This window comes from Actinomadura rifamycini DSM 43936 (genome assembly GCF_000425065.1).
Lineage (GTDB): Bacteria > Actinomycetota > Actinomycetes > Streptosporangiales > Streptosporangiaceae > Spirillospora > Spirillospora rifamycini.
On sequence record NZ_AULB01000010.1, the window covers coordinates 101,277 to 127,759 of the forward strand.

A 26,483-nucleotide genomic window follows, 5' to 3' on the forward strand; every position below is an offset into this window, starting at 1 on the left:
CGGACCGGCCGCGCCGGACCGGCCCGGGACGCGTCAGTGCGCGGAGAACCCGCCGTCGACGAACAGTGACTGCCCCGTCACCTGCGCCGCCGACGGGCTCGCCAGGAACACCGCCGCGCCCGCGAAATCCTCGGCGAGCCCGTTGCGGCCCGTCATCGTGCGGTCCGCCAGCGCCCGCACCCGCTCCGGATCCGACGACAGCCGCGCGTTCAGCGGCGTCATCACGAACCCCGGCACCAGCGTGTTCGCCGTGACGCCCCGCCCCGACCACGCCTCGGCCTGCGACCGCGCCAGCGCCACCAGCCCCGCCTTCGACACCCCGTACGCGCCGCTGCTCACGAACGCGCGGAACGCCTGCTGCGACGCGATGTGGATGAGCCGCCCGAACCCGCGCTCCGCCATCACCGGACCGAACCGCTGCCCCAGCAGGAACGGCGCGTCGAGGTTCACCGCCATCGTCGCGTCCCACACCTCCCGGCCCAGCTCGTCCATCGGCGGCCGCAGGTTGATCCCGGCCGCGCTCACCACGATGTCCGGCTCGCCGAACACCGCCGCCGCCTCCTCGGCCGCCCGCGCCACCTCCGCCCGCGACCCCAGATCGGCGCTGACACGCGCCGCCCGGCACCCCTGCTCCCGCAGCTCCTTGACGGTGTCGTCCAGCTCGCCCTCGCGCCGCGCCACGACCACCACCGCCGCGCCCGCCCGGCCCAGCGCCCCCGCGATCGCCCGCCCGATCCCCGAACTCCCGCCGGTCACCACCGCCACCCGCCCGGCCAGGGAGAACAGCGTCGTCAGGTAGGCGGAGGGGGAGGAGTGCGCGCTCATGCCCGCAGCCTAGGGCCACCTCCGCCCCGCCGCCGCCCCCACCGGCCGATCCGCGCGCCCCGTCCGCACGCCCGAGCGTCCACCGAACCGCACTACCCGCCCTCGCCCCGACCCCCCGCCCCCCGGCCGGCCGCTCCGTCTGGGCGCGCCCCTTCCCAGGCAGCGCTCTCTCGGGGAGCGTCCTCTCGGCGGGCCACCTCCCGGACCGCGCCATCTTGGCCTGCGCCCTCCCGCACCGCGCTGGCCCGGTCGGCGGTGCTCCGGTCGGCGGCGGGGCCGCCGCCGTCGTCGTCCGGACGGTCGTCCCGCGCGTCCGCCGGACCTTCACCAGCCGGGCGCACGTCCGCGCCGTCCCGGCCGGCTTCCTCCTCGGCGCGCTGCCGCCTGCGGCGGGACACCTCCCTCGCCGCGACGCCCACCGCGACCAGCAGCGGTCCCCAGAACTTGGCCGTCGTCAGGACGGCCTGTACCCACCAGGGCGCCGAGATGTCCGGCAGATCGAAGTCGGGCCACGGCACGTCGGGAAGAGGCAGATCCGGCGGATCCACATCGGGCAACGACACATCGGGCAGGCTCACGTCCGGCCACGGCACCAGCTCCACCAGCATCCGAACCAGCACGCCCAGCCCCAGCAGCGGGAGCAGCACTTGCCCGGCCGCCACCACCACGTGCCGCGACGCGTACAGCACCGGATGCGCCCGCGCGAGCGCCTCCCTGCGAGCAGCCCGCGACCCCTCCGGCGGCGCGAACCGCACCCCCCTGCCGTCCGGCTCGTCCGACCCGCCCGACGCATCCGGCTCATCCCCGGACTCTTCGTCGCCGTCCTCGCCCTCCTCCTGGTCGCGCGGGACGAACTCGCACCGCGCGGCCTGCCCGTCGACCAGCCCCGCCACGTCGAACACCGCGCGCACCGCAGCGTCCTCGAACGGCACCGCCACGGGGTTGAAGCCCGAAGCCTCACCGGCGGACTCACCGTCCACGTACAGGCGCACCCGGCGCCGCCACCCGGCGCGGCTCGTCTCCGCCTCCAGCAGTCGACCGTCGAGCTCCAGCGCCCAGCGGCCCACCGGAGCGCCCTTCAGCGACATTCCCCCAGCCATGCCTTCAGTCTCGGCACCGCCCGCACCCCCGCCATCCCTCCAAGGGAGACCCCGCATAGACCAAAGTCGACGGACGAAGCCGGAGAACCGCGCCCACCACCGGGGGAGCGGACGAGCCAGATGCCGTGGCGCCGCCCCGGCCGACGCGGACCGACCCGGCGCGCCGAACGGCGGCGCACCACCGTGTCGGTGCGCCGCGAGTGCAACGTGAAGCCGGGCGGAGAGTCCCGGACCTTGCGAGACGGGCACCGCCGGGATGTCCGCACTGGCCTTGGTGTAACCCGCCGCCATTAGGTATTGCGCGTCCAACCCTGTGCGCGGTGAGACGCCCCGACGAGAGCGCCTGGACGAGTCCTGCGGCGAGGGCATCGACAGTCCGGGCGGCGCCCGCGACGCCTTGTCAGCGGCGTTCGTCGGGCGGCACGGGTGGCCCGCCGGAACGGCGCGGTCGTCCGCCCGGCGGCTGAAGGACCGGCCGACGCGCGGAGCGGCCTGCCGGACGACCCGCCGGACGACGCCGGCGGCCACGCCACCGACCCGAGCCCCACCGACCCGAGCCCCACCGACCCGAGCCCCACCGACCCGAGCCCCACCGACCCGAGCCCCACCGACCCGAGCCAGCGCGGTGCGGGAGGGCGCGGGGGAAAGGGCGCGGCACGGGAAGCGGGCGGCAGGGGGTCAGTCGGCGAAACGCCAGCGGGACGCGCCGAACGGCTCGGCGGTCGCCACGCCGAACGCCGTGCGCAGGCGCAGCCGGTACACGTGCCACGGCGGGGGTCCCGCGCTCTGCGCGCTGAACGGGGCGGTCAGCGCGTCGCCGTCCACCTGTGCGGGCCAGCCGCCGTCCCGGTATCCGGCCGCGACCGGCTCGAGCACCGCCGCGTCGGTGACCCGCACCGCCTCGCCCTCGAGGACCAGGTCGGCGCCCGGCACCCGCACCGAGACCGTGCACGCCGGGTTCGCCGCCAGGTTGCGGGACTTGCGGGTGCCCGGGCCGCTGGTGAAGTACACCTCCCCGTCGAGCCACAGCGCGCCGATGCCCGCCGCGTGGGGGCGCCCGTCGGGACGGACGGTGCCCAGGAACACCGGCGTCTCCATCTTCGGCAGCGCGGCCACCAAGGCGTCGCGCACGGTGCGCCACTCCAGGGGCCCACCGCCGTAGATGTCGAGGTCCGTGGTCTGGACGGGTTCGCGTTCGGTCATCGTGTCCTCCTTCGGCCGCACGGGCGTCACAAGGACGGACACGGCCGCCGCCCGGAACTCACCGCCCCCGGGCCGCCCGGAAAGAGGACAGGGAACGGCCTCGTTCGGCGCCATACTGGCGGGCGTGACCGACACGACCTCCGGGCGGCTTCTGCGGCTGCTGTCGCTGCTGCAGACCCGCCGCACCTGGACCGGCCCCGAACTGCGCGAACGGCTCGGGGTCAGCGCCCGCACCGTCCGCCGGGACGTCGAGCGGCTGCGCGACCTCGGGTACCCGGTGCACGCCGACCTCGGCGCCGCCGGCGGCTACCGGCTGGAGGCCGGCGCCGCGATGCCGCCGCTGCTGCTGGACGACGAGGAGGCCGTCGCGATCGCCGTCGGGCTGCGCGGCGCGGCCGGCGGAGCCGTCGAGGGCATCGGCGAGGCGTCGGTGCGGGCCTTGGCCAAGCTCGAGCAGGTCCTGCCGGACCGGCTGCGGCGCCGCGTGACCGCCCTGCACACCGCGACCACCCCGCTGACCGGCCCGCCCGCCGGACCCACCGTCGACCCCGCCGCGCTGACCGTGCTCGCCGCCGCCTGCCGCGACCACGAACGCGTCCGCTTCACCTACCGCACCCCGGGCGGCGACGACGGCGGAGGGCCCGCGCGGCTGGTGGAGCCGCACGGGCTGGTGTCGGCGGGCCGCCGCTGGTACCTGGTCGCCTACGACACCGGACGCGCCGACTGGCGCACCTTCCGCGTCGACCGCATGGGCGCCCCCCACCCGACCGGCGCGCGGACGCCGCCGCGGCCGCTGCCGGCCGCCGACGCCGCCGCGTTCGTCACCCGCTCCCTGGCGCGGCGGGCGCCGGTCCGCCGGGCGGTGCTCACCGTGCACGCCTCCGCCGCCGAACTGGCCGACCGGTTCCGCGTCACCGGCGAGGAGATCGAACCCGTCGACGACCGCACCTGCACCGTCCGGACCGCCCCGGACTCCCTGGAGTGGACGGCGCTGCGCATCGCGTTCCTCGACCTGGACTTCGAGGTCCGCGAGCCGCCCGAACTCGCCGAGCGCCTCGCCGCCCTCGCCGTCCGCCTGTCGCGCGCCGCCGCGGCCACCGACCCCGCGGGACGGGGCCGCGGGGACGGCGGCGCGCGCCGGTGAGCGACGATGACGGCATGAGCATCTCCGTCCGCGAGGCGCAGCAAGAGTTCGCCGCCGACGTCGCCTACCTCAACACCGCCACCTACGGGCTGCCGCCCCGCGCCGCCCACGAGGCCGCCCTGGCCGCCGAACGCGGCCGCGCCGCGGGCCTGATGACCGCGCACGCCGCCGACGCGGCCGTCACCCGCTCCCGCGAGGCGTTCGCCCGCCTCATCGGGCTCCCCGCCTCCCGGGTCGCCTGCGGCCCGCAGGTGTCGTACTTCGTCGGGCTGGTCGCCGCGTCCCTCCCGGACGGCGCCCGCGTGCTCGTCGCCGAGGGCGACTTCACCTCGCTGCTGTTCCCGTTCCTCGCCCGCCCCGGGCTGGACGTGCGCGCCGTCCCGCTCGAGGAGATCGTCGACCGGATCGACGCCCGCACCGACGTCGTCGCGGTGTCGGTGGTGCAGTCCGCCGACGGCCGCATCGTCCCCATGGACGACCTCGCCCGCGCGGCCCGCGCGCACGGCGCCCGCGTCCTGCTGGACGCCACCCAGGCGATCGGGTGGCTGCCGGTGCCCGGCGACCGCGCCGACTGGCTGGTGTGCGGGGGCTACAAGTGGCTGCTGGGGCCGCGCGGCACCGCGTTCCTCGCCGGCAGCGAGGAGGCGCTCGCCGACCTCCCGCCGATCGGGGCGGGCTGGTACGGCGGCGCCGACATCTGGGACTCCATCTACGGGACGCCGCTGCGGCTGTCCGCCGACGCCCGCCGCTTCGACCTGTCCCCGGCGTGGGCCAGCTGGATCGGGCAGGCCCCCGCGCTGGAACTGCTGGAGAGCGTCGGGGTGCCCGCGATCCACGCGCACGACGTCGCGCTCGCCCGCCGGTTCCAGGCCGCGCTGGGCCTGCCGCCCGGCGACTCGGCGATCGTGTCGCTGCCCGTCCCGGACGGCACCGCCGAGCGGCTGCGCGACGCGGGCGTGATCGCCTCCGTGCGGGCCGGGCGGCTGCGCTGCGCGTTCCACCTGACCACCACCGAGGACGACGTCGACCGCGCCGCCGCGCTCCTCGCCCCCGTCCTCGCCGGGACGGACGGCGGCACGGTGCCCACGGCCTGACCCGCCCCCGACTCCTCGCGCGCCCGGCACCCGGCGTCGCTCCCCGCACAGGCGCGAGCAGGCGCCGGGCCCGTAACCGCTCCCGCCGCCAGTCCTCGCCCGGACCTGGGCGCGCCGAGGCCCGGACGGCGCCCGACAGGACGGACCCTCCCGCCTACGCCATCGGGGCGCGCCGTCGCCGTCGTCCCTCAGGGGCCGCTCGCCGGGGGGCTCGCCGGGCGGTGGAGCCGTCGATGGGGCGGGCCGGGGCGGAAGATCTTACGAGTCGCTGACAAGGTGGCCGCGCGGGGCCTTTCCGGCCCGTCCGGGCGGGTCCCTCGTCCTACGTTCGTCCGCATGAACGTACTGCTCACCGGGTCGGCCGGATTCATCGGCTCGCACATCGCCGAGGCGCTGCGGGACGCGGGCCACCGCGTCCGCGGCCTCGATCTGCGCCCCGGCGCGGACGGCGCGCCCGCCGACGTGCGCGACGGCGCCGACGTCGCCCGGCTGCTGCGCGGAGCGGACGCCGTGTGCCACCAGGCCGCCAAGGTCGGCCTGGGCGTCGACGTCGCCGACCTGCCCGCCTACACGTCGGTCAACGTGCAGGGCACCGCCGTCCTGCTCGCGGAGATGGCCCGTGCCGGCGTCGCCGCGCTCGTCCTGGCGTCGTCGATGGTGGTCTACGGCGAGGGCGCCTACACCTGCGACCGGCACGGCGCCGTGCGGCCCGGGCCGCGGCCCGCGCGGGATCTGGACGCCGGGCGGTTCGAGCCCGGCTGCCCCCGCTGCGGGCGGCCGCTCGTCCCCGGCGCCGTCGGCGAGGACGTCCCGCCCGCCCCCCGCAACGTGTACGCCGACACCAAGCTCGCCCAGGAGCACCTGGCCGCGTCGTGGGCGCGCGCCACCGGCGGGTCGGCGGCGGCGCTGCGCTACCACAACGTGTACGGGCCGCGGATGCCGCGCGACACCCCCTACGCGGGCGTCGCGGCGCTCTTCCGGTCCCGGCTGCTGGACGGGCGCGCGCCGCTGGTGTTCGAGGACGGCGCGCAGCGCCGCGACTTCGTGCACGTCCGCGACGTCGCCCGCGCGAACGTCCTGGCGCTGGAGCGGCTCGCGGTGAGCCCGCCCGAACCGGGCGGGCTGCGCGCCTACAACATCGCCAGCGGCGAGCCGCGGACCGTCGGGGACATGGCCGCGGCGCTGGCGGGGGCGCTGGACGGTCCGGCGCCGGAGGTCACCGGCGGGTACCGGCTGGGGGACGTGCGGCACATCGTCGCGCGGCCGGACCGCGCCCGCCGCGAGCTCGGCTTCTCCCCGGCGGTGCCGTTCGCCGAGGGGATGGCCGAGTTCGCCCGCCAGCCCGCCGCGCCCGCCGCGACGCCTACCGGAACGCCCGCGGGTGCCGCCGTCGAGAGGGTGGGCTCGTGATCGACGTCGTCCTGCCCTGCCTGAACGAGGCGGAGGCGCTGCCGTGGGTGCTGGCGCGGATGCCCGCGGGCTTCCGGCCGCTGGTCGTCGACAACGCCTCCACCGACGGGTCGGCGCGCGTCGCCGCCGACCACGGCGCGCGGGTCGTGCCCGCCCCCGCCCGCGGGTTCGGGGCCGCCTGCCACGCGGGACTGCGCGCCGCCACCGCCGGCACCGTGTGCGTCATGGACGCCGACGCGTCCCTGGACCCCGCCGACCTGCCCCGCCTGGTCGCCGCCCTCGACGACCTGGAGGCGGCGGGCGGACCGCCCGGCCTGGTGCTGGGGCGGCGCCGCCCCACCGGGCGCGGCGCGTGGCCGCCGCACGCCCGGCTCGGCAACGCCGTCCTGGCGCGGTCGCTGAACCGGCGCGCCGGGACCCGGCTGCGCGACCTCGGCCCGATGCGCGCCGCCCGCCGCGCCGCCCTCACCGGACTGGACGTCCGCGACCGCAGGTTCGGGTACCCGCTGGAGACGGTGCTGCGCGCCGCCGCCGGCGGGTGGCGGATCACCGAGATCGACGTCGCCTACCGGCCCCGCACCGGCGAGTCGAAGGTGACCGGGACGCTCGGCGGCACGGTCCGCGCCGTCCGCGACATGCGCCGCGTCCTGGCGGAGGCCGCGCCGTGACCGGGCCCGCCGCCGACCTGCTGGTGATCGCCAAGGAGCCGGTGCCCGGACGGGTCAAGACGCGCCTGACGCCCGCCTACACGCCCGCCGAGGCCGCCGAGCTGGCCGCGGCGGCGCTGGCCGACACCCTCGACGCGGTCGCCGCCGCCCCCGCCGGGCGCCGCACCCTCGTGCTGGACGGCGCCCCCCGCCCCTGCCCGCCGCCCGGCGTCGGGGTGATCCCGCAGCGCGGGGACGGCCTGGACGAGCGGCTCGCCAACGCGTTCGCCGACGCCGACGCCGGCCGCCCGCTCGTCCTCATCGGGATGGACACCCCGCAGGTCACCCCCGCCCTGCTCGCCGCGGCGGCGCGGGCCCTGGCCGGACGCGACGCGGTGTTCGGGCCCGCCGCCGACGGCGGGTTCTGGCTGCTGGGGCTGCGCCGCCCCGACGCGCGGCTGCTGCGCGGCGTCCCCATGTCGCGGCCCGACACCGGCGCCGCCCAGCTCGCCCGGCTGCGCGGCGCCGGGCTGCGCGCCGCGGCGCTGCCCGAGCTGACCGACGTCGACACCCCGGCCGACGCGGCCGCCGTCGCCGCCGCCGCGGAGCGTGCCGGGGGCGGCGCGCGGCGGTTCGCGGCGGCCGTGCGGCGCCTCGGCGACCGGACGGTCCCGGCGTGATCGGCGAACTGTACGAGGAGGCGCTGCGCGGCAGCGGCCCGGTGGAGATCGAGCACGCCGACGGGTCCCGCCGCCCCCTGCCGCTGCGGGACTGGCTGCGGCTGCGTCCCGGCGACGGCGGGCTGCTGGACCGCTGCGCCGGCGCGACCCTGGACGTCGGGTCCGGTCCCGGGCGCCTCACCGCGGCGCTCGCCCGCCGCGGCGTGCCCGTCCTCGGCATCGACCCGGCGCCCGCCGCCGTCGCGCTCACCGCCGCCGCGGGCGGCCCCGCCCTGTGCCGGGACGTGTTCGGGCACGTCCCCGGCGCGGGCCGCTGGCGGACCGTGCTGCTCGCCGACGGCAACATCGGCATCGGCGGCGACCCCGCGGTCCTGCTGCGCCGCGCCCTCGCGCTCGCCGCGCCCGGCGGGCGGGTGCTGGCCGAGGTGGAGCCGCCCGGCGCCGCGTCCGGCACCGAGCCGCTGCGGCTGCGGTCCGGCGGCGCGATCGGCGAATGGTTCCCGTGGGCGCGGGTGGCGGCCGGCGACGCCGCCGGCCTCGCCGCGGCCTGCGCGGCCGCCGTCACCGAGACCTGGGAGGAGGCCGGCCGATGGTTCGTCGCCGTGCGGCGCGCGCCCGCGCCGTCCTGACCCCACCGACCGGCCCGGACGGTCCGGAGGGCCGGTTCACCAGCCCGCTGCGCGGCGAGCGGGCCGCCGCGCGGCTCGGCCTCGCCCTGGCCGCCTCCTTCGGCGCCGCGTTCGCCACCGGCCTGATCAGCCACTTCATGCAGCACCCGCCCGGCTGGGCGCAGTGGCCGTCCCGCCCGGTGAACCTGTACCGGGTGACGCAGGGCGTGCACGTCATCGGCGGGCTGGCGACGCTGCCGCTGCTGGCGGCCAAGCTGTGGACGGTGTACCCGCGGCTGCTGCGCCGCCCGCCGGTCCGCTCCGCCGCCGACGCCGGCTACCGCGCGGTGGTGTTCCTGCTGGTCGGCGGCGCGCTGTTCCAGGCCGTGACGGGCGTGCTGAACATCTCCTACTGGTACGCGTTCCCGTTCCCGTTCACCACCGCGCACTACTGGACGTCCTATGTGCTGATCGGCGCGCTGCTCGTGCACGCGGCGCGGGAGTGGCCCGCCGCCCGCCGCGCCGTGATGGCCGGGCCGGGCGACGCCGTGGACCGCCGCGGGTTCCTGCTGACCGTGGCGGGCGCGAGCGGCGCCGTCGCGCTGGCCACGGCCGGTGAGGCGTTCCCGCCGCTGGCGCGGCTGGCGGTGCTGGCGCCGCGCCGCCCCGGCACCGGGCCGCAGGGCGTCCCCGTCAACACCTCCGCGGCCGGGGCAGGGGTGCTGGCCGCCGCCCGCGACCCCGCGTGGCGCCTCACCGTCACCGGCCGCGTCCGCCGCGAGGTCGTCCTGTCCCTGGACGACCTGCGCGCCCTGCCCGCGCGGACCGCGCGGCTGCCGATCGCGTGCGTCGAGGGCTGGAGCGCGGACGCCGACTGGGAAGGCGTGCGGCTGCGCGACGTGCTGCGCCTCGCCGGCGTCGACGACGACGCCCGCGTGCGCGTGGAGTCGCTGCAGACCTGGGGGGACTACCGCGCCTCCCGGGTGGCGCCCGCCCACTGGCGCGACCCGCTGACCCTGCTGGCGCTGCGTCTGAACGGCGAGCCCCTGCACCCCGACCACGGCTTCCCGTGCCGGCTGATCGCCCCGAACCGTCCCGGCGTCCTGCAGACCAAATGGGTGCACCGGCTGGTGGTCGAATGAGGACCCGTATCGCGCCCGGGCGGGCCCTGGCGGGCGCGGCGGGCCTGGCGCTGATCGCCGTCGGGCTGCACGGCGTCGCGGCGGACGTGGGAGTCACCGGGTGGGCGGTGTGGTTCGCCGTGCCGGTGCTCGTGCACGACGCGGTCCTCGTCCCCGCCGTTCTGGTGGCCGGGCGGCTGACCGCGCGGCTGCCCGCCCCGGCCCGCACCCCCGTGCGGGCCGGGCTCGCGGCGGCCGGATCCCTGACGCTGGTCGCGCTGCCGCTCGTCCTCGGGCACGGCCGCCGCGCCGACGTCCCGTCCCGGCTGCCGCTGCCCTACGGCCGCAACCTCGCCGTCGTCCTCACCGCGATCGCCGTCGCCGCCGCGGTCGCGGCCGCCGCCCGGGTCCACCGCACCCGCCGCGCCACGCCCCGCGCTCACCTCCGCGACGCCGAACCCGGCCCCGCCCCCGCGAACGCCGCACCCCCGGAAGACCGACCTCCGGACGGCCGCCCAGTGGACGACGGCCCCTCGGACGGCCAACCGCCGGGCCGGTGCCCCACGGACGGCCGACCACCGGACGGGCGGCCCTGGAACGCGGGGCCTGCGGACGGGCGCACCGCACCCCGGCGCCCACCGGACGGCCGCCCACCGGACGGCCGTCCCGCGGACGGCGGGGCGGCCGGGACACCCGACGACCGGGGAGGAGCGCGATGACGGTCACCGGCGGCACGCGCGGAAGCGGCCTTCGGGAGAAGGCCCGGCCCGCCGCGGGGGCGTGGGCCGTGGCGGCGTGGGCGGCGGCGATCGTCGCGGCGTTCGCCGCCGGATGGTGGCTGCGCCGCGCCGGGATCGCCACCGAGGACGACCTGCCGCCGCTGCACGCGCGGGCGCGGGAGCATCCGCTGACCTGGCGGATGCTGCCCGCGGCGGCGGTCGCCGCCGCCGGCGTCGCCGTCCTGCCGGTGCTGGCCGCGCGGCTGCCGTGGCGGTGGCTGCCGCCCGCCGCGTGGGCGGGCGCCGCGCTGTGGGCGGTGGCGCTGGCCGTGGCGGACGGGCCGGGCGCGCTCGCCGCGCCGCTGGACGCCCCCACCGAGTACCCCGCCGGGATGGCGCAGCTGCGCCCGGACGTCCTGGAGTGGCTGCGCACGTTCACCGAGCGGCTGCACGGCTACACCACGCACGTCCGCGGGCACCCGCCCGGGCCGATGCTGGTGCTGTGGGCGCTGGAGGCGGCCGGGCTGGGCGGCACCGGATGGCTCGCCGCGGCGATCATCGCGGCGGGGTCGTCGGCGGCGGCCGCGATCGCGGTCACCGTGCGGTGCACGGCGGGGGAGGAGGCCGCGCGGGCCGCCGTCCCGTTCCTGGTGCTGGCGCCGCTGGCGCTGTGGGTCGCGACCGCCATGGACGCGTTCTTCCTCGGCGTCGGGGCGTGGGGGACCGCGCTCGTCGCCGTCGCGGCGCGCCGTGCCGGGCGCGCCGCGGTCCCGGCCGCGGCCGGCGGCGGGCTGCTGCTGGGATCCCTGCCGTACCTCAGCTACGGGCTGCTGCCGCTGTTCGCCGTGCCCCTCGCCGTGCTGGCGGGGACGCGTCCCCGCCGCGCCGCGGTCGCGGCCGGGGCGGCGGGCCTGGCGGTGGTGCCCGTCGCCCTGACCGTCCTGGGCTTCCGGTGGCCCGACGGGGTCCGCGCCACCCTGGGCACCTACCTGATCAGCGGCGGGTCGGCGCAGCGGCCCTACTGGTACTTCCTGTTCGCCGACCTCGCGGTGCTGGGCCTGCTGACCGGCCCCGCCGTCGCGCACGCCCTGCCCCGGACGCTGGGCGTCCTGCGGCGGGCCGCGCGGCTGCGGGCGGCGGTGCCGGGCCTCGGGACGGCGCTCCCGGCGGGCGCGGCGCTGCTGGGCACCCTGGCGCTGGACGTGTCGGGCGTCACCAAGGGGGAGGTGGAGCGGATCTGGGTGCCGTTCGCGGCGTGGCTGGTGGTGGCCGCGGCCGTCCACCGGCCTCCGGCGCGGGCCTGGCTGGCCGCGCAGGCGTGCACCGCCCTGGCCGTCCAGGCGCTGGTCCTGTCTCCCTGGTGACCGCCGCCGACGAAGACGCCCCCGACTGAAGCGGGCTCCGGCCTGCGGAAACGGGCGCCTCGAAAGATGGTTGAGGAAAGGTCCGGCGGGTTGTCGATACGGCGGGGTCCCGTTCGACGTGTCAGTGAGAGGCCGCCGCGACACCGCACGGAAGGACCACCGCCATGACCGCCACCCACATCCCCGCTACCGCCGCCGCGACCGGGGACCGCCGCACGGGGCGGCGCGTCCTGTGGGGCGCGCAGATCCTGATCGCGGCGTTCCTGCTGGTCGCGTCCGGGCTGCCCAAGTTCGTCGGGCAGGCCGACGCCGTCGAGACGTTCGCCGCGCTCGGCTGGAACGACTTCATGCGGTACTTCGTCGGCGCCGTCGAGGTCGCGGGCGCGGTCGGCCTGGTGATCCCCCGGCTGGCGGGCCTGGCCGCGATCGGCCTGATCGGGCTGATGATCGGCGCCGCCCTCACCCAGCTGCTGGTGCTCGAGCCGGCGTGGGCGCTGTTCCCCGTCGCGCTCGGCGCCGTGTTCGCCGCCGTCGCCTGGGACCGCCGCGCCGACACCCGCGCGCTGCTGGCCGACCCGCGGTCGATGCTGCGCCGCTGACCCCCGCGCCGCCGCGGCGGGCGGCCGGGACACCGCGTCCCGGCCGCCGTATGCGCGTCCCTGGCCGGTGGCGCGCCGGGCCCGCCGCACGGTCAGGACGGCGGCCACGTGACGATCGTGTGGCCCCAGGTCAGGCCCGCGCCGAACCCCGCCAGCAGCACCAGGTCCCCGGGTGCGGGCGGACGGGCCCGCAGCGCGGTGTCGAGCGCGTAGGGGAGGCTGGCGGCGCCGATGTTGCCGACGTCGTGGCCGGCGATCGCGAGCTGCCCGGGCTCCAGCCCGGCGTCGGGCGCCAGCGAGGCGACCAGCGCCGGGTTCGGCTGGTGCGGCACCACCAGCGCCAGGTCCGCGGGCTTGATCCCGGCGCCGTCCACCGCCTCGGCCACCAGCCGCGGGAACGTCGCGGCGATGAAGTCGCGGACCGCGCGGCCGTCCATGCGGATGGTGTGCTCCCGCTCCGCCAGCGTCTCGGCCGACGCGGGGCGGCGGCCCCCGCCCGCGGGGATCAGCACGTCGCCGGCGCGGGTGCCGTCCGAGCCGAGCGTGACCGGCCCGATCCCGTAGGGGGAGGGGACGGGCCCGACGACGGCTGCGGCGGCGCCGTCGCCGAACAGCGCGGCCGTCCCCCGGTCGGCGGGGTCGAGGAACTTGGAGTACACCTCCACGCCGATGACCAGCGCGCACGGCGGCGCGCCCCGCTGGGTCGCCAGCCACCCCACGGCGGTCTGCAGCCCGTAGACGAACCCGGTGCAGGCGGCGGCGACGTCGAACGCGGCGGCGTGCCGGGCGCCCAGCAGCGCCTGCACGCGGCACGCCGTGGACGGGCCGAGCTCGTCGGGCGTGGAGGTGCCCAGCACGATCAGGCCGACGTCGTCGGGGCGGATGCCGGCGTCGGCCATGGCGCGGCGGGCGGCGTGCGCGGCCAGGTCCGAGGACGCCTCGGAGCCGGCGGCGACCCGGCGCTCGCGGATGCCGGTGCGGCGCTCGATCCAGCCGGGGTCCAGGCCCAGCGAGCGCGACACCTCCTCGCTGCGGACCCGCCGCCGCGGCAGGTGGGAGCCGGTGCCGCGGATCGCCCAGCCGGGCGCGCCGCCCGGTGCGCGCCCGTCCGGTCCGCAATACGGGGCTTCCCGCGGCCCGCTCGCCGCGGGCCCGGTCGTCGGTCGCTGGTTCGGCCAGGTCATGCGTCGCTCCCTCGCGCCCGGCTCGCCGCCGGTGATCGTGGTCGGCTGCATTCTCGGCTGACGGTCCCGCCCGGCTTTTCTCGGCCGGCCCTTCTCGATCCCCCTATCCGGACGGCCGTTCCGCCGGCGCCCCGAGCGCGCGGAACCCGCGGGGAACGGGTTCCGGACGCGCCGCCGACGGTTGCCAGACCGATCCCATAAAGGAATAATCTCATTTCGGGATTTCCGTTCTATATCGAGATGTTCAGCGGCCTTTATCGAAAAAGAAACGAGAGTCTTCCTTCCAGGTAAGGAGACACCGCGTGGCCTCGCCCTCTTTCCGCCCGGCCGACGAGCTCAAGCCCGACGACGTGTGCGCGTTCCTGTTCGCCGGAACCGGATCGGCCGCCGTCCCCGACCTGCCCGCACTGGCCCGCTCCGGACCCGCCGCCGCCCGCGCCGTCGCCGACGTCCTGGACGCCGTCCAGGAGGGCCTGCCCCGCACCGGCTGGCCGTCGCTGCGGACGATCCTGCTGGACGACCCCGCCGCCTACCGCGCCGCCGCCCGCGCCCCCGGCGTCGCCCAGCTGTGCGGGTACGCCGCGTCCGTCGCCGTCGACCGCGCGCTGCGCACCGCCGGGGTGACGCCGCGCATCGCCGTCGGGCAGAGCTTCGGCGAGATCGCCGCGACCGTGTCCGCGGGCGCGTTCACGATCGCCGACGGCGCCCGCATGGCCGTCGCGCTCGTGGACGTCCTCGCCCGCCGCGGCGCCGGCGGCGGCATGGCCCTGCTGGAGACCGGCGAGGACGGCGCCCGCGACCGCATCGCCGCCGCCGGCGCCCCCGGCGTCGTCGTGGCCTGCCTCAACGCACCCGGCGTCACGGTCGTGTCCGGCCCCGACGCGGACCTGGACAAGGTCCTGGACGCCGCCCGCGACGGCGGCGTCCGCGCCGTGCGGCTCGCCGTGCCCTACCTGTCGCACCATCCCGCCATGGCCGGCGCCGACGACGAGTGGTACGCGACGATCCGCGCGTTCCCGCAGCGCCCCCTGGAGATCGCCGTGCACTCCCCGGTGCGCGGCCGCGCCTACTGCGACGACGACGACCTGCACCGCGCCCTGGCCGACTGCATCGTCAAACCCGTCCGGCTCCCCGACACCCTGCGGCAGGTCGACGCCGCGGGCGCCACCGTGTTCACCGAGGCCGGACCCGGCGACGCCCTGTGCCAGTGCGCCCGCCTCACCCTGCCCGGCGCCCGCGTCCTCGTCCCGCTGCGCGACCGGCCCCGCCGCTCCGCCGGCGGCGCCACCGGCAAGGCCGCCTCCAGCGCGACCACCGACCCCTCCGCCCGACGGGAGCAGCCGCGATGACCCACACCATGCCCGACAGCGGGCCCGACGGCGGGCCCGACGGCGCGGAACCGGCGCCGGTGGCCGCGCACGGCGTCCCCGACCCCGACCTGCTGGCGTTCGCGCGCGGCGGCGCCCGCGACGACAAGATCCGGGCGCGGCTCGCCGAGGCCGTCCCCGCCGACTGCTTCGCCTACCCCGACGGGCTCACCGCCCGCGAGCACCAGGCCCTCACCTACCGGCGGCTGCGCCGCGCCGGGCTCGCCGCGCCGCCCGCCGCCGAACTGCTGGACGACCCGCCGCTGCTGTGCGCGCTGCTGGAACGCGCCGCGATCGCCGACCCCGCCCTGTTCCACGTCACGATGCTGCACTACACCCTCGCGTACGGGCCCGTCCTGCGGTTCGGCGCCGGGCAGGACGGCCCGGGCGGCGCGGCGGGCGCGGCACTGGAGTCGATGGACTCCTTCGGCACCCTGCTGATGACCGAGGTCGGCCGCAGCAACAGCCACCTGTCGCCCCGGACGATCGCGCGCCACGACCCCCGCACCGGCGGGTTCGTCCTCACCACCCCCGACGCCGCGGCCGCCAAATTCCCCACCAACACCGCCCACCCCGCACTGCCCAAGACCGCCGCCGTCTACGCCACCCTCGAGCACGGCGGCGAGGAACGCGGCGTGTTCGTGTTCATGGTGCCGCTGCGCGGCCCCGGCGGGCGCATCGCCGACGGCGCCCGCATCGTCCCCGCGCCCGAGACGACCGGCCTGCAGATCGACTACGGCGCCGTCCGCCTCGACGGGCTCCGCGTCCCCTACGAGGCGTGGCTGCGCGACGGCGCGGGCATCGCCCCCGACGGCGCCTTCCACGACCCCGCCGGCACCCCCGCCGCCCGCCTCACCCGCTCCATGGCGATCGCGCCCGCGGTGTGGCGGGCCGTCATCTCCGCGTCGGCCGCCGTCACCCGCGCGTCCGCCGGGATGCTCCTCGCGCACTCCGCCGGCCGCGCCACCCTCGGCCGCCTCGCGCCCCGCCGCGCCCTCACCGACTACCGCAACCAGCGCGAGGCGGTGCTGTCGGCGCTGGCGTCCGGATACGCGCTCACCGCCGTCGCCGCGCACGTCCAGGCCCGCCGCACCTCCGCCGACGCGCCCGGCGCGACCGCGGCGAGCCCCGGCGACGCCGGGCCCGACACCGCGTGGGCGCCCTGGTCGGCCGTCGACCGCGACCTGGCGCTGCTGAAGGCCGCCGCGACCGTCCAGGCGCAGGAGACCGTCTCGGCGTGCCGCGTGCACAGCGGCGCCCCCGGCTTCGCCGCCGTCGAACGGCTCAACGCCTACCGCGGCCTCACCCACGCCTACATGAACGCCGGCGGCGACAACGAGCTGATCCTCTACGACACCGCCCGCGCGATGGCCGACCTCGACCGCTACACGCCCCCGCCCGCCGAACCCGGCCCGCCCGACGGCGGCGACCTCGCCTCCCCGGCGGTGTGGCGGTTCCTGGCGGGCGAGACCGAGCGGCGGATGCGCGACCGGCTCGCCGCCCGCGTCGCCGCGGCCCGCGACGCCGGCGCCGACCCGTTCACCGCGTGGAACGACAACCTCGTCCTGGCCGCCCGCACCGCCACCGCCTGCGCCGACCGCATCACCCTGGAGATCCTCGTCCGCGCCCTGGACACCGGCCCCGCCGCGCTGCGGCCCGTGCTGACCCTGCACGCCCTCAACTGGATCGACCGCCGCGCGGGCGACCTGCTCAACGAGGGGGTGCTGCCGCCGGGCGCGCTGGACGAGGCGTGGGCGGCGCGGCGCCGCGTCTGCGACGACCTCGCCCCCCGCGCCGGGGACCTGGCGGCCGCGTTCGACCTGCCCGCCGAGATCACCGCGCCGACGGCCTTCCTCACCGGCTGACCCCGTCCCGCCGCCCGGGGACAACGGGACGGTGAAAGGGGAGAAAAGCGCGCGCCACGCCGCGACTTGCCCGAGGATGCGGGGGAACCCGCGCGAGGTGACTACCGTTCTCGTAGGAGACTCGTAGAGACCCGCGCGGGTGACCGGCACCCGCAATCGATACGGAGGTAGCAACAGTGGGAGTCAGTCTGAGCAAGGGCGGCAACGTCTCGCTGACGAAGGAGGCTCCCGGACTGACCGCCGTGGTGGTGGGTCTGGGCTGGGACGTGCGCACCACGACCGGGACCGACTTCGACCTGGACGCCAGCGCCCTGCTGCTCAACGCGGAGAACAAGGTCCTGTCGGACCAGCACTTCGTGTTCTTCAACAACCTCAAGAGCCCCGACGGCTCGGTCGAGCACACCGGCGACAACCTCACCGGCGAGGGCGAGGGCGACGACGAGCAGATCCAGGTGGGCCTGTCCACCGTCCCGGCCGAGGTCACCAAGATCGTGTTCCCGGTGTCCATCTACGACGCCGACAGCCGCCAGCAGAACTTCGGCCAGGTCCGCAACGCGTTCATCCGCGTGGTGAACAAGGCCGACAACAGCGAGATCGCCCGCTACGACCTGTCGGAGGACGCCTCGACCGAGACCGCCATGGTGTTCGGCGAGCTGTACCGCAACGGCGAGGAGTGGAAGTTCCGCGCCGTCGGCCAGGGCTACGCCTCGGGCCTGTCGGGCATCGCGTCCGACTTCGGCGTCAACGTCTGACACGCGCGCCGCGGAAGGCGGGCCCGGGATCCGGTCCCGGGCCCGCCTTCCCCGTGCCGGGCCCCTCATCGAGCGTTCGGCAGCGGGTGTCCGGCCGTGCGCCGGGGCGGCGCTCAGCCGGACGGGACGACGGCCATCGCCTCGATCTCGACCAGCAGGTCGTCGCGGACCAGGCGCCGCACCTCGACCAGCGACGCCGCGGGCGCCAGGCCGTCCGGCAGCATCTCCTCCCGGACGGCCCGCACCACGCCGACGCCGCGCGCGTCCAGCAGGAAGTACCCCAGCCGCACGACGTGCTCCCACCGCGCCCCGGCCGCCTCCAGCGCGGCCCCGAGGTTGGCGAACACCTGCCGGGTCTGGGCCTCCAGGTCGCCGGGCCCCACCAGGTTCCCGTCCCCGTCCAGCGCGATCTGGCCGCTGAGGACGACCAGCCGCCCCGGCACGTCGGCCGACACCGCGTGGCTGTAGCCGGGGCCGGGCGGCAGCCCCGGCGCGTCGATCTCCCGGATTCCGGTCCCCTCGCGGGGACCGCGTTCGTTCATCGGATCATGCTCGTCCACCCGGGCACGCTACCGGCCGCCCCGGGCCCGCAGGCACCGGCCGTCCGCGCGGGCGCCCGCCCTCGGTCACGGGCGCAGGTCGACCGAGACGTGCGGGGACAGCGCCTTCAGGAAGTCGGGCGCGTCGAACACCTCCCCGGCGGACACGACTCCCGCGGCGCGGACCCGCCCCGACAGCACGCGGCCGACCGCCTCCACGACGAGCGGCGCGGTGACGGCGTAGATGTCGCGGCCCCGCGCCACGGCGCGCCGCTCGGCGCCGCCGGAGCGCACGACGACGTCGACGAGGAAGGTCTGCGCGGAGCGCCCGGTCCCGTCGGCCGCGGCCGGCGCGGGCGTGTCCGGCGACGCCACGTCCCCGGCCGCCTCGACCGTCATGTAGGTGCGCACCTCGGGGATCGGCAGGTGGTGGGGGACGGTGACGACGTCGGCCATCGAGAACTCCCCGATGACGGACCGGGTCCCCAGCGGCGCGGGGAAGGGCCACTCCAGGACCGGCGGGTCGTCGTGGCGGTACTCCAGCCGCCCGTTGGCGTGGCGGACGCGGCCGCCGCCGCGCCGCTCCCGCGACACCCGGCCCGAGGCGCGCGTCCCCTCCGTGGGGTGCCAGCCGCTCAGCCCGTAGGCGATGTGCGCCTCGTCGGCGGACGCCCAGCCGCCCATCGCCGCGGTGACCAGCAGGTCGCCGAGGCCGCCGAAGAAGGCCATCGCGGGGACGACCACCGCCCCCGCGGCGCGGGCCCGGTCGCCGAAGTGCGCGAACGTGTCGGCGTTGGCCTCGATCTCGGCGGCCACGTCCAGGTAGGGGACGCCCGCCCGCAGGGCCGCGTCGATCACGGGCGCGGCCGTCGCGGCGAAGGGCCCGGCGGCGTTGACCACCGCCGCCGCGCCGGCCAGCGCCCGGTCGAGGGAGGCCGGGTCGCCGACCGTCGCGGGCCGCGCCGCCAGCTCCGGGCGGGACGCCGCGAGCTCCCGCAGCCGGCCTTCGTCGCGGCCGGACGCCACCGGGACGAACCCGCGCTCCAGCAGCTCGTCCACCACGAAGCGCCCGGTGTGCCCGTACGCGCCGAACACCGCCACCGTCTGTCCCGATCCCACGGTCTCTCCCATGTGCTTGAACGATCAACCACGGAGATTCTGGCGCGGGCACCCGCCCGGCCGCGAGCGTCTGGAACGCCATGATCCGTACACTTTCGGACATGAATACCGTCGCGCTGGCCGTCACCGACGGGATGCTCCACTTCGAGCTGTCCCTGGCCCACGAGGTCTTCGGCGCCGCACCGGCCGGCGTGCCGGGCCCCTGGTACGACCTCGCCGTGTGCGGGCCGGCCCCCGTGCGGATCGGCCGGTTCGCCCTGGAACCCGACGCCGGACTCGACCGGCTCGCCCGCGCCCGGACCGTGATCGTGCCGGGCTGGGCCGACACCGGCGCCGACCCGCCCGCCGAACTGGTCGACGCGGTGCGCGCGGCCCACGCCGCCGGAGCGCGCGTGGCGTCCCTGTGCACCGGCGCGTTCGTGCTCGCCGCCGCCGGCCTGCTGGACGGCCGGCGCGCGACCACGCACTGGGCGCACACCGCCGCGCTCGCCGACCGCCACCCCCGCGTCCGGGTCGACCCGGACGTCCTCTACGTGGACGAGGGCAGCGTCCTGACCTCCGCGGGCAAGGCCGCCGCCATGGACCTGTGCCTGCACCTGGTCCGCCGCGACCGCGGCTCCGCGGTCGCCAACGCGGTCGCGCGCCGCCTGGTCGTGCCGCCGCACCGCGACGGCGGCCAGGCCCAGTTCGTCACCGCCCCGGTGCCCGCCCCGGACGGCCACCCCCTCGCCGAGCTGTTCGCGTGGGCGATCGAGCGGCTCGACCGGCCGCTGACCGTGACCGACCTGGCCCGCCGCGCCCGGATGAGCCCGCGGAACCTGGGCCGCCACTTCCGGGCGGCGACCGGCACCACCCCGCTGCAGTGGCTGCTGACCCAGCGGATCCGCCTCGCCCAGGAACTGCTGGAGACCACCGACGACGGCGTCGACGCCGTCGCGGCGGCCACCGGCATGGGCAGCGCCGCGACGCTGCGCCGGCACTTCCACCGCACCGTCGGCGTCCCGCCCGACGCCTACCGCCGCACCTTCCGCCGCACCCGCGAAACCGCGCCCGCCCGGTCCGCGCCTAGCGGGGCGCGGCCAGCAGCTCCTCCCGCAGCCGCGTCTTGAGGATCTTCCCGCCGGGGTTGCGGGGCAGGCCCTCCGCGCGGAACCACCAGTGGGCCGGGACCTTGAACGCCGCGATCCGCCCCGCCAGGAACTCCCGCGCGTCCCCGGCGGTGAGCTCCGCCCCCGGCCGCGGCACGACCACGGCGCCGACCTCCTCGCCCAGCACGTCGTGCGGGACGCCGATCACCGCGCAGTCGGCCACCGCCGGATGCTCGTACAGGGCCGCCTCCACCTCGGCGCAGTACACGTTCTCCCCGCCGCGGATCAGCATGTCCTTGGCCCGGTCGACGATGTAGACGAACCCGTCGGCGTCCACGCGGGCCAGGTCGCCGCTGCGGAACCAGCCGTCCGCGAACGCGCGGGCGGTCTCCTCGGGCCGGTTCCAGTAGCCCTTGATGACGTTGGGCCCCTTGATCAGCAGCTCGCCGACCTCGCCCGCCGGCAGGTCGGCGCCGTCCGGCCCGACGACCTTCACGTCGCACACCGCCACCGGCGGGCCGACGCTGTCGGGCCGCTCCAGGTAGTTGACGCCGCCGTTGTAGGTGGTGACCGACGACGTCTCGGTCAGCCCGTACCCGTTGCCCGGCACCCGGTCGGGCAGCCGCTCGCGGATCGTGTCGACCAGCGCGGGCGCGGCCGGCGCGCCGCCGTAGCTGACGCCGGTGAGGCTGGAGGTGTCGTAGGCGTCGAAGTCGGGCGAGGTCAGCACCTGCCAGGCCATGGTGGGCACGCCGCCGAACCCGGTGACCCGCTCCCGCTCGATGAGCCGCAGCGCCTCGGCGGCGTCCCACTTGTACATCAGCACGACGGTGCCGCCCTGCAGGGCGCTGGACACCAGCACCGAATGGCAGCCGGTGGCGTGGAACAGCGGCACGCTCAGCAGCGTCACCCGGCGCTGCGGCGCCATCAGCTCCGCCACCGGGCGGCCCGCGCGGACCCCCGCCGACGCCAGCCCGTAGGCGAGGCCGATCGGGTTGCCGGTGATGTTGCGGTGGGTGCCCAGCGCGCCCTTGGGGCGGCCGGTCGTGCCGGACGTGTAGAAGATCGTCGCGTCGTCCTCGGGCTCGAGCGCGACGTCCGGCGGGACGGCCGCCGCCGCGCCCCCCGCGGCGTGCAGGGCCGCGTCGACCACGGCGTCGAAGTCCTCGGCGCCCGCCGGCGGGCCCGTCTCGGCGGGACGGGCGACCAGGACGGCGGCGTCCAGGCCGGGCAGCACGCCGGCGAGGCGCTCGGCGCGCTGCGCGTCGGCGACCAGCACCCGCGCGCCGCTGTCGCGCAGCCCGAACTCCAGTTCCGCGGCGCTCCACCACGCGTTCAGCGGGACCGCGACGGCGCCCGCGGCGGCGGCGCCGAAGAACGCCACCGACCACTGCGGGTAGTTGCGCATCGCGATCGCGACCCGGTCGCCCTTGCGCACCCCGTACCGCTCGACGAGGGCGCGGGCGAACGCCGCGGCGCGCGCGTAGTGGCCGGCGAACGTCAGCCGGTCGCCCTCGTAGACGATGAAGTCGGCGTCGCCGTGCGCGCGGGACGCCTCCAGCACGTCCCGCAGGGTGGGCGGCGCGTGCTTCCACACGCGGGTCCGCACCCCGCGGATGTCGATCTCGTCCATCTCGAACGGCTGCCCGGGGGCCGTCATGGCCGCCCGGACCTCGGCGATGCTCCGCACCTTCGCGCCTCCAGCGGGTCGCGGCGCCCTCCCGCCCGGCACCGGACGCCGAACACGGTTCGGTGCGCCGTCCCGGAAATGTATGACCCGCGTCACGTCCAGGTCAACGCCCCGACGCGCCCCCGGCATGCTCCCGGGCGGCTCCCGGCGCGCCCCCGGCCGCGTGCCCGCCGTGCGGCGGGCGGCGGGCGGCGGGCGGCGCGCCGGCCCCGAGGGCCGCGCCGGCGGGCGCCCGCTCGTCCGGAGCGGTGATCTCCACCTGCGACAATGGGGACATGACCGAGCGCGGGCCGATCGAGTACTGGTTGTCGGACATGGACGGTGTCCTGGTGCACGAGGGGCGGCCCGTCCCCGGCGCCGAGGAGTTCGTGGACCGCCTCGCCGCCTCCGGCAAACCCTTCCTGATCCTCACCAACAACTCCATCTACACCCGGCGCGACCTGTCGGCGCGGCTGGCGGCGCTGGGGCTGCGGGTGCCCGCCGAGTCGATCTGGACGTCGGCGCTGGCGACCGCGCGGTTCCTGGCCGACCAGCGCCCGCAGGGGTCGGCGTACGTGATCGGGGAGGCGGGGCTGACGACGGCGCTGCACGAGAACGACTTCGTGCTGACCGACATCGACCCCGACTACGTGGTGCTGGGGGAGACCCGCACCTACAGCTTCTCCCAGATCACCAAGGCCGTCCGGCTCATCGAGGGCGGCGCCCGGTTCGTGGCGACCAACCCCGACCCGATCGGCCCGTCGCCCGAGGGCGCGCTGCCCGCCACCGGCGCGGTCGCCGCGATGATCACCCGGGCGACGAACGTGGAACCGTACTTCGTCGGCAAGCCCAACCCGCTGATGATGCGGACGGCGCTGAACGTCGTCGGCGGCCACAGCGAGTCCACCGCGATGATCGGCGACCGGATGGACACCGACATCGTCGCGGGCGTCGAAGCGGGCCTGGAGACGATCCTGGTGCTGACCGGGGTGACCCGCGAGGACGAGATCGGCCGGTTCCCGTTCCGCCCGTCCCGCGTGGCGGCGTCCATCGCCGACCTGGTCGAGCTGATCTAGCCCGCCGCCGGCGCGGCGCCCCGGCGGCGCCCGCGCCGGCCGCCCCCCGTTACGATCGGTGACGATCATCTTCTCGCACCGGCGGGCCACGGGGGACGTCCGCGGGCGCGGCGCTCGGCCGTGCGGCGACGTCCCGGCCGCGCGCCCCGGTGCCCGACCGCCGAGCGGAGCACCGTGCACGATCTCCAGGACCCGGCCGCCGCGCCCCGCCCGTCCCACCGCCGCAGGCGGGGGCGCCGGCGGGCGCGGTGGGCGGCCGGGACGGCCGCGGCGCTGGCCGTCGCCGCGGCCGCGGCGACCGTCGCGGTGGTGTCGTCGTCCGGCGGCCCGCCCCGCACCCCCGCGAGCGGCCAGGCGAGCGCGCAGGCGGGCGGCCGGGCGGGCGCGCAGGCCGGAGAGTCCGGCCCCCTCGTCAACGGGCGGCGGCAGCCCGCACCGGTGCAGATCCCGCGGTCGGCGGGCGGCGGGTACGCCGTCGTCCCCGGCACGACTGCGCCGCCCGCCGGGACGCGCGGGCCCGTCGTGGACTACCTGGTCGAGGTGGAGCGCGGGCTGCCGTTCACCGGCCCCCGGTTCGCCGACCAGGTGCACCGCATCCTCAACGACCCGCGCGGCTGGGGCCACGGCGGCGCGATGCGGTTCCGGCGGGTGAGCGGGGGCCCGGTCCGGTTCCGGGTGTCGCTGTCGTCCCCGGCGCTGACCGACCGGGTGTGCGCGCCGCTGATCACCGGCGGGCAGCTGTCGTGCCGGGAGGGCGAACGGTCGGTGATCAACGCGCTGCGGTGGGCGTCCGGCGACGACTCCTACGGCCGCGACGTCCTGTCCTACCGGGAGTACCTCGTCAACCACGAGGTGGGGCACGCCCTCGGGCACGGGCACCGGTCGTGCCCCGGCCCGGGCGAGCGGGCGCCGGTGATGGTGCAGCAGACCAAGTCGCTGTACGGGTGCCGCCCCAACCCCTGGCCCCACCCGGGCGGCGCCCCGGCCGGAGGCCGGTAGGGTACGGGCGATGATCTGCTGTTCCCGGCGCGGCCGGCGGTGCCCGTGCGCATGATCGGCGGCGGTGTGACCCGCGAGCTGGAGGTCCGCCGGTCCCGGTTCGTCTGCACGCTGGCGCGGGTCGCCGACGAGGACGAGGCGGTCGCGTTCATCGCCGCGCACCGCCGCGCGCACCGCGACGCCACCCACAACTGCACCGCCTACGTGGTGGGCGAGCACGGGGAGATCACCAAGAGCAGCGACGACGGCGAACCGGCGGGCACCGCCGGGATCCCGATGCTGGAGGTGCTGGTGCGGCGCGGCCTGACCGGGACCGCGGCGGTCGTCACCCGCTACTTCGGCGGGGTGAAGCTCGGCGCGGGCGGGCTGGTGCGCGCCTACGGGCAGGCGGTGTCGGCGGCGGTCGACGCGGCCGGGGTGGTGGAGCTGCGGCCGGTGGTGACGGTGACCGTCGCGGTCGGCCACGACCTGGCCGGACGGTTCCTCGGCGACCTGCACGCGCGGTGGGGGCAGCCGGCCGACGTCCGCTACGGGGCGGGCGTGGAGGCGGACGCGACGGTGCCGGCGGAGCGCGTCGAAGAGTTCACGGCGTGGGCGGCGGAGGCGACCGCGGGACGCGCGGCGGTGCGGACCGGCGCCGCCGGGCACGTCGAGGTGCCGGTCGTCCCGTGAGGACGCCGGTACCCTTGGGGCGATGACCAGGAGCACGGTGCGGCCCGACCGCGTCCGGGCGGGGATCCTCGACGCGGCGGCGACGGTGCTGGCCGAGGACGGCGAGCAGGCGAGCATGGCCGACATCGCGCGCGCCGCGGGCGTCGCGCGCGCGACGCTGGACCGCTACTTCCCCGACCGGGACGCGCTGCTGCGCTCCCTGTACGAGGCGGCGTTCGCCGACCTGGGCGAGCGGCTCGCCGCCGCCCGCCTCGACGCCGTCTCCACCGAGGAGGCGATCGCCCGGACGACCCGCGCGACGATCGCCGTGATCAGCAAGTACCGGGCGCTCGGGCTGCTCGACAAGGGCCCCGCGGAGGTCCGCCGCGTCGACGCCCGGCTCGTCGGGCCGCTGCGCACGGTGTTCGAGCGCGGCGCCGCGGGCGGGTCGCTGCGCCGCGACATCCCCGTCCACACCCTCGCCGAGCTGTACTTCAGCCTGCTGGAGGGCGTGGTGTCGCGGGTCGTGCGGCGGCGGATGGGCGTGGAGGAGGCGTGCGCGGCCGTCACCGCGCTGTTCCTGACCGGGGCGCTGGCCCGCCCCGACCGCTGACGCGCTTGCTTGCCGCGGGCACCGGTCGGTGGGGACGGCAGGCGGGGGGCGGTCAGGCGCGGGCGCGCAGGCGGCGCAGCATGCGGGCGTCGGCGAAGCCGACGGCGCGGGCGGCGGACTCGGCGGTGGCGCCCTGCCCGATCAGGTGCTCGGCCCGCTCCAGGCGCAGCTCCTGCTGGTAGCGCAGCGGGGTGAGGCCGGTCGCGGCGGCGAACCGGCGGGTGAGGGTGCGCTCGCTGACCCCGGCCGCGGCGGCCAGCGCCGCCAGCGGCAGCGGCCGCGCGTACCCGGCGTCGATCGCGTCCTGCACCCGGTGGACGGCGTCGCTGAGGTGCGCGCGGTGCCGCAGCATGACGCCGTCCTGCGGCTCCTCGCCGTTGCGGCGCGCGTACACCACCATCGTCCGGGCGACCCGCGCGGCGACGCCGGGACCGTGCCGCGCGGCGACCAGGTGCAGCGCCAGGTCGATCCCGCTGGCGATCCCCGCGGAGGTGACGACCCGGTCGTCGGTGACGTACAGGACGTCGCGGACGACGGAGGCGCGCGGGTGGCGGCGGGCCAGGACGTCCTGCAGTTCGTGGTGGGTGGTGCAGCGGCGGCCGTCCAGCAGCCCGGCCTGGCCGAGGGCGAACGCGCCCGCGCAGACGCTGGCGACCAGGCCCCCGGCGGCGTGGTGGGCGGCGATGCGGCGGGCCGTGTCGGCGCCGACCGGGGCGGTGTGCGGCGCCCCGGTCGACCATCGCCAACCGGGGACCAGCAGGACGTCGCCGGGATCCGGGTCGGGCCAGCGGGTGCCGGCGTCCAGGCGCAGCCCCTGGGCGCTGGTGACGCCCTCCCGCTCGGCCACGTACAGCAGCCGGTACCCGCCCCCGCCGGTGCCCGCGGCGCGCTCCGGGCCGGGGGCGGCGGGGTCGGAAGCGGCGGGGGCGGAGTCGGCGGGGTCGCCGAGGACGTCGGAGGCGGCGAAGAACACCTGTGCGGGCCCGGCGAGGTCGAGCAGGTGCACGCCGGGCACGAGCAGGAAGACGATCCTGGTCACGATCCGGT

At 77.7% G+C, this 26,483-nt stretch carries 26 protein-coding genes; 18 read left to right on the top strand and 8 right to left on the bottom strand.

Translation table 11 applies throughout. The annotated features are described in order from the left end of the window. Nucleotides 1-33: 33 nt before the first annotated feature. The 3 genes from H505_RS0109110 to H505_RS0109120 all read right to left on the bottom strand — a co-directional run bounded on the left by H505_RS0109110 (nt 34) and on the right by H505_RS0109120 (nt 3,128). Nucleotides 34-825, bottom strand: coding sequence for an SDR family NAD(P)-dependent oxidoreductase (locus H505_RS0109110; protein WP_026401733.1), 792 nt, complete (start codon nt 823-825; stop codon nt 34-36). Between the two features lie 92 nt (nt 826-917). Next, nucleotides 918-1,913: a hypothetical protein gene (locus H505_RS0109115; protein ID WP_026401734.1), complete on the bottom strand. Its 996-nt coding sequence runs from the start codon at nt 1,911-1,913 to the stop codon at nt 918-920. Nucleotides 1,914-2,603: 690 nt separating this feature from the next. Beyond that, a complete protein-coding gene (locus tag H505_RS0109120; RefSeq protein ID WP_026401735.1) occupies nt 2,604-3,128 on the bottom strand; it encodes a pyridoxamine 5'-phosphate oxidase family protein in 525 nt (174 codons plus the stop codon). Between the two features lie 124 nt (nt 3,129-3,252). Here H505_RS0109120 and H505_RS40760 point away from each other — a divergent pair, with 124 nt between their 5' ends. From H505_RS40760 to H505_RS40775, 10 genes are all read left to right on the top strand, one after another. After that, on the top strand, nt 3,253-4,272 hold the full coding sequence (locus tag H505_RS40760) for a helix-turn-helix transcriptional regulator (RefSeq protein ID WP_034517283.1): 1,020 nt from the start codon (nt 3,253-3,255) through the stop codon (nt 4,270-4,272). A 14-nt stretch (nt 4,273-4,286) separates the two neighbouring features. Beyond that, complete coding sequence (locus H505_RS0109130; protein WP_034517285.1) at nt 4,287-5,366, top strand: aminotransferase class V-fold PLP-dependent enzyme; 1,080 nt, start codon at nt 4,287-4,289, stop codon at nt 5,364-5,366. A 336-nt stretch (nt 5,367-5,702) separates the two neighbouring features. Next, nucleotides 5,703-6,776 carry an NAD-dependent epimerase/dehydratase family protein gene (locus H505_RS40765; RefSeq protein ID WP_051300465.1) on the top strand — a complete coding sequence of 358 codons (1,074 nt, stop codon included), beginning with the start codon at nt 5,703-5,705 and terminating at the stop codon, nt 6,774-6,776. Then, a complete protein-coding gene (locus H505_RS0109140; protein WP_211238429.1) occupies nt 6,773-7,444 on the top strand; it encodes a glycosyltransferase family 2 protein in 672 nt (223 codons plus the stop codon). The genes H505_RS40765 and H505_RS0109140 overlap by 4 nt, the downstream gene beginning before the upstream one ends. Further along, entirely contained in the window at nt 7,441-8,103 is a 663-nt protein-coding gene (locus H505_RS0109145; protein WP_026401738.1) for a TIGR04282 family arsenosugar biosynthesis glycosyltransferase, read from the top strand. The genes H505_RS0109140 and H505_RS0109145 overlap by 4 nt, the downstream gene beginning before the upstream one ends. Next, nucleotides 8,100-8,732, top strand: a complete 633-nt coding sequence (locus tag H505_RS0109150) for a methyltransferase domain-containing protein (protein ID WP_026401739.1) — start codon at nt 8,100-8,102, stop codon at nt 8,730-8,732. Before H505_RS0109145 ends, H505_RS0109150 begins: the two co-directional genes overlap by 4 nt. Beyond that, nucleotides 8,693-9,853: a molybdopterin-dependent oxidoreductase gene (locus tag H505_RS0109155; RefSeq protein ID WP_084550030.1), complete on the top strand. Its 1,161-nt coding sequence runs from the start codon at nt 8,693-8,695 to the stop codon at nt 9,851-9,853. The genes H505_RS0109150 and H505_RS0109155 overlap by 40 nt, the downstream gene beginning before the upstream one ends. Next, nucleotides 9,850-10,551, top strand: a complete 702-nt coding sequence (locus tag H505_RS47450; protein WP_051300466.1) for a hypothetical protein — start codon at nt 9,850-9,852, stop codon at nt 10,549-10,551. Before H505_RS0109155 ends, H505_RS47450 begins: the two co-directional genes overlap by 4 nt. Continuing rightward, the gene (locus tag H505_RS0109165) at nt 10,548-11,915 is read left to right on the top strand and encodes a hypothetical protein (RefSeq protein ID WP_026401741.1); all 1,368 of its coding nucleotides are present in this window, start codon (nt 10,548-10,550) and stop codon (nt 11,913-11,915) included. The genes H505_RS47450 and H505_RS0109165 overlap by 4 nt, the downstream gene beginning before the upstream one ends. A gap of 164 nt (nt 11,916-12,079) precedes the next feature. Beyond that, nucleotides 12,080-12,514, top strand: coding sequence for a DoxX family protein (locus H505_RS40775; RefSeq protein WP_064743560.1), 435 nt, complete (start codon nt 12,080-12,082; stop codon nt 12,512-12,514). Nucleotides 12,515-12,606: 92 nt separating this feature from the next. Here the strand turns inward: H505_RS40775 and H505_RS40780 are convergent, their stop codons facing one another. Beyond that, the gene (locus H505_RS40780; protein WP_084550063.1) at nt 12,607-13,698 is read right to left on the bottom strand and encodes a 3-oxoacyl-ACP synthase III family protein; all 1,092 of its coding nucleotides are present in this window, start codon (nt 13,696-13,698) and stop codon (nt 12,607-12,609) included. 302 nt (nt 13,699-14,000) lie between these two features. On the opposite strand from H505_RS40780, the gene H505_RS40785 reads away from it, so the two are divergent. The 3 genes from H505_RS40785 to H505_RS0109190 all read left to right on the top strand — a co-directional run bounded on the left by H505_RS40785 (nt 14,001) and on the right by H505_RS0109190 (nt 17,682). Further along, nucleotides 14,001-15,047 carry an ACP S-malonyltransferase gene (locus H505_RS40785; protein WP_064743562.1) on the top strand — a complete coding sequence of 349 codons (1,047 nt, stop codon included), beginning with the start codon at nt 14,001-14,003 and terminating at the stop codon, nt 15,045-15,047. Next, nucleotides 15,044-16,930 carry an acyl-CoA dehydrogenase gene (locus tag H505_RS52310; RefSeq protein WP_281173418.1) on the top strand — a complete coding sequence of 629 codons (1,887 nt, stop codon included), beginning with the start codon at nt 15,044-15,046 and terminating at the stop codon, nt 16,928-16,930. Before H505_RS40785 ends, H505_RS52310 begins: the two co-directional genes overlap by 4 nt. A gap of 176 nt (nt 16,931-17,106) precedes the next feature. Then, nucleotides 17,107-17,682, top strand: a complete 576-nt coding sequence (locus tag H505_RS0109190) for a TerD family protein (RefSeq protein WP_026401743.1) — start codon at nt 17,107-17,109, stop codon at nt 17,680-17,682. 113 nt (nt 17,683-17,795) lie between these two features. Here H505_RS0109190 and H505_RS0109195 read toward each other — a convergent pair whose 3' ends face one another. After that, on the bottom strand, nt 17,796-18,224 hold the full coding sequence (locus H505_RS0109195) for a RidA family protein (protein ID WP_034517287.1): 429 nt from the start codon (nt 18,222-18,224) through the stop codon (nt 17,796-17,798). 84 nt (nt 18,225-18,308) lie between these two features. Further along, nucleotides 18,309-19,352, bottom strand: coding sequence for a saccharopine dehydrogenase NADP-binding domain-containing protein (locus H505_RS0109200; protein ID WP_211238430.1), 1,044 nt, complete (start codon nt 19,350-19,352; stop codon nt 18,309-18,311). Nucleotides 19,353-19,441: 89 nt separating this feature from the next. Between H505_RS0109200 and H505_RS40790 the strand changes: the two genes are divergently transcribed. Then, nucleotides 19,442-20,449 carry a helix-turn-helix domain-containing protein gene (locus H505_RS40790; protein WP_051300467.1) on the top strand — a complete coding sequence of 336 codons (1,008 nt, stop codon included), beginning with the start codon at nt 19,442-19,444 and terminating at the stop codon, nt 20,447-20,449. Here H505_RS40790 and H505_RS0109210 read toward each other — a convergent pair. Beyond that, nucleotides 20,406-22,118 carry an AMP-binding protein gene (locus H505_RS0109210; RefSeq protein ID WP_026401746.1) on the bottom strand — a complete coding sequence of 571 codons (1,713 nt, stop codon included), beginning with the start codon at nt 22,116-22,118 and terminating at the stop codon, nt 20,406-20,408. The two genes, H505_RS40790 and H505_RS0109210, sit on opposite strands and share 44 nt — an antisense overlap. Before the next feature lie 275 nt (nt 22,119-22,393). Between H505_RS0109210 and H505_RS0109220 the strand changes: the two genes are divergently transcribed. The 4 genes from H505_RS0109220 to H505_RS47455 all read left to right on the top strand — a co-directional run bounded on the left by H505_RS0109220 (nt 22,394) and on the right by H505_RS47455 (nt 25,436). Continuing rightward, on the top strand, nt 22,394-23,173 hold the full coding sequence (locus H505_RS0109220; protein ID WP_026401747.1) for an HAD-IIA family hydrolase: 780 nt from the start codon (nt 22,394-22,396) through the stop codon (nt 23,171-23,173). A 174-nt stretch (nt 23,174-23,347) separates the two neighbouring features. Beyond that, nucleotides 23,348-24,172 carry a DUF3152 domain-containing protein gene (locus tag H505_RS40795; protein WP_245592471.1) on the top strand — a complete coding sequence of 275 codons (825 nt, stop codon included), beginning with the start codon at nt 23,348-23,350 and terminating at the stop codon, nt 24,170-24,172. 45 nt (nt 24,173-24,217) lie between these two features. Then, nucleotides 24,218-24,844: an IMPACT family protein gene (locus tag H505_RS40800; protein WP_051300509.1), complete on the top strand. Its 627-nt coding sequence runs from the start codon at nt 24,218-24,220 to the stop codon at nt 24,842-24,844. A gap of 22 nt (nt 24,845-24,866) precedes the next feature. Beyond that, on the top strand, nt 24,867-25,436 hold the full coding sequence (locus tag H505_RS47455) for a TetR/AcrR family transcriptional regulator (RefSeq protein ID WP_051300468.1): 570 nt from the start codon (nt 24,867-24,869) through the stop codon (nt 25,434-25,436). Nucleotides 25,437-25,488: 52 nt separating this feature from the next. Here the strand turns inward: H505_RS47455 and H505_RS0109240 are convergent, their stop codons facing one another. Continuing rightward, complete coding sequence (locus tag H505_RS0109240; RefSeq protein ID WP_026401748.1) at nt 25,489-26,475, bottom strand: GlxA family transcriptional regulator; 987 nt, start codon at nt 26,473-26,475, stop codon at nt 25,489-25,491. Between the last annotated feature and the right edge of the window lie 8 nt (nt 26,476-26,483).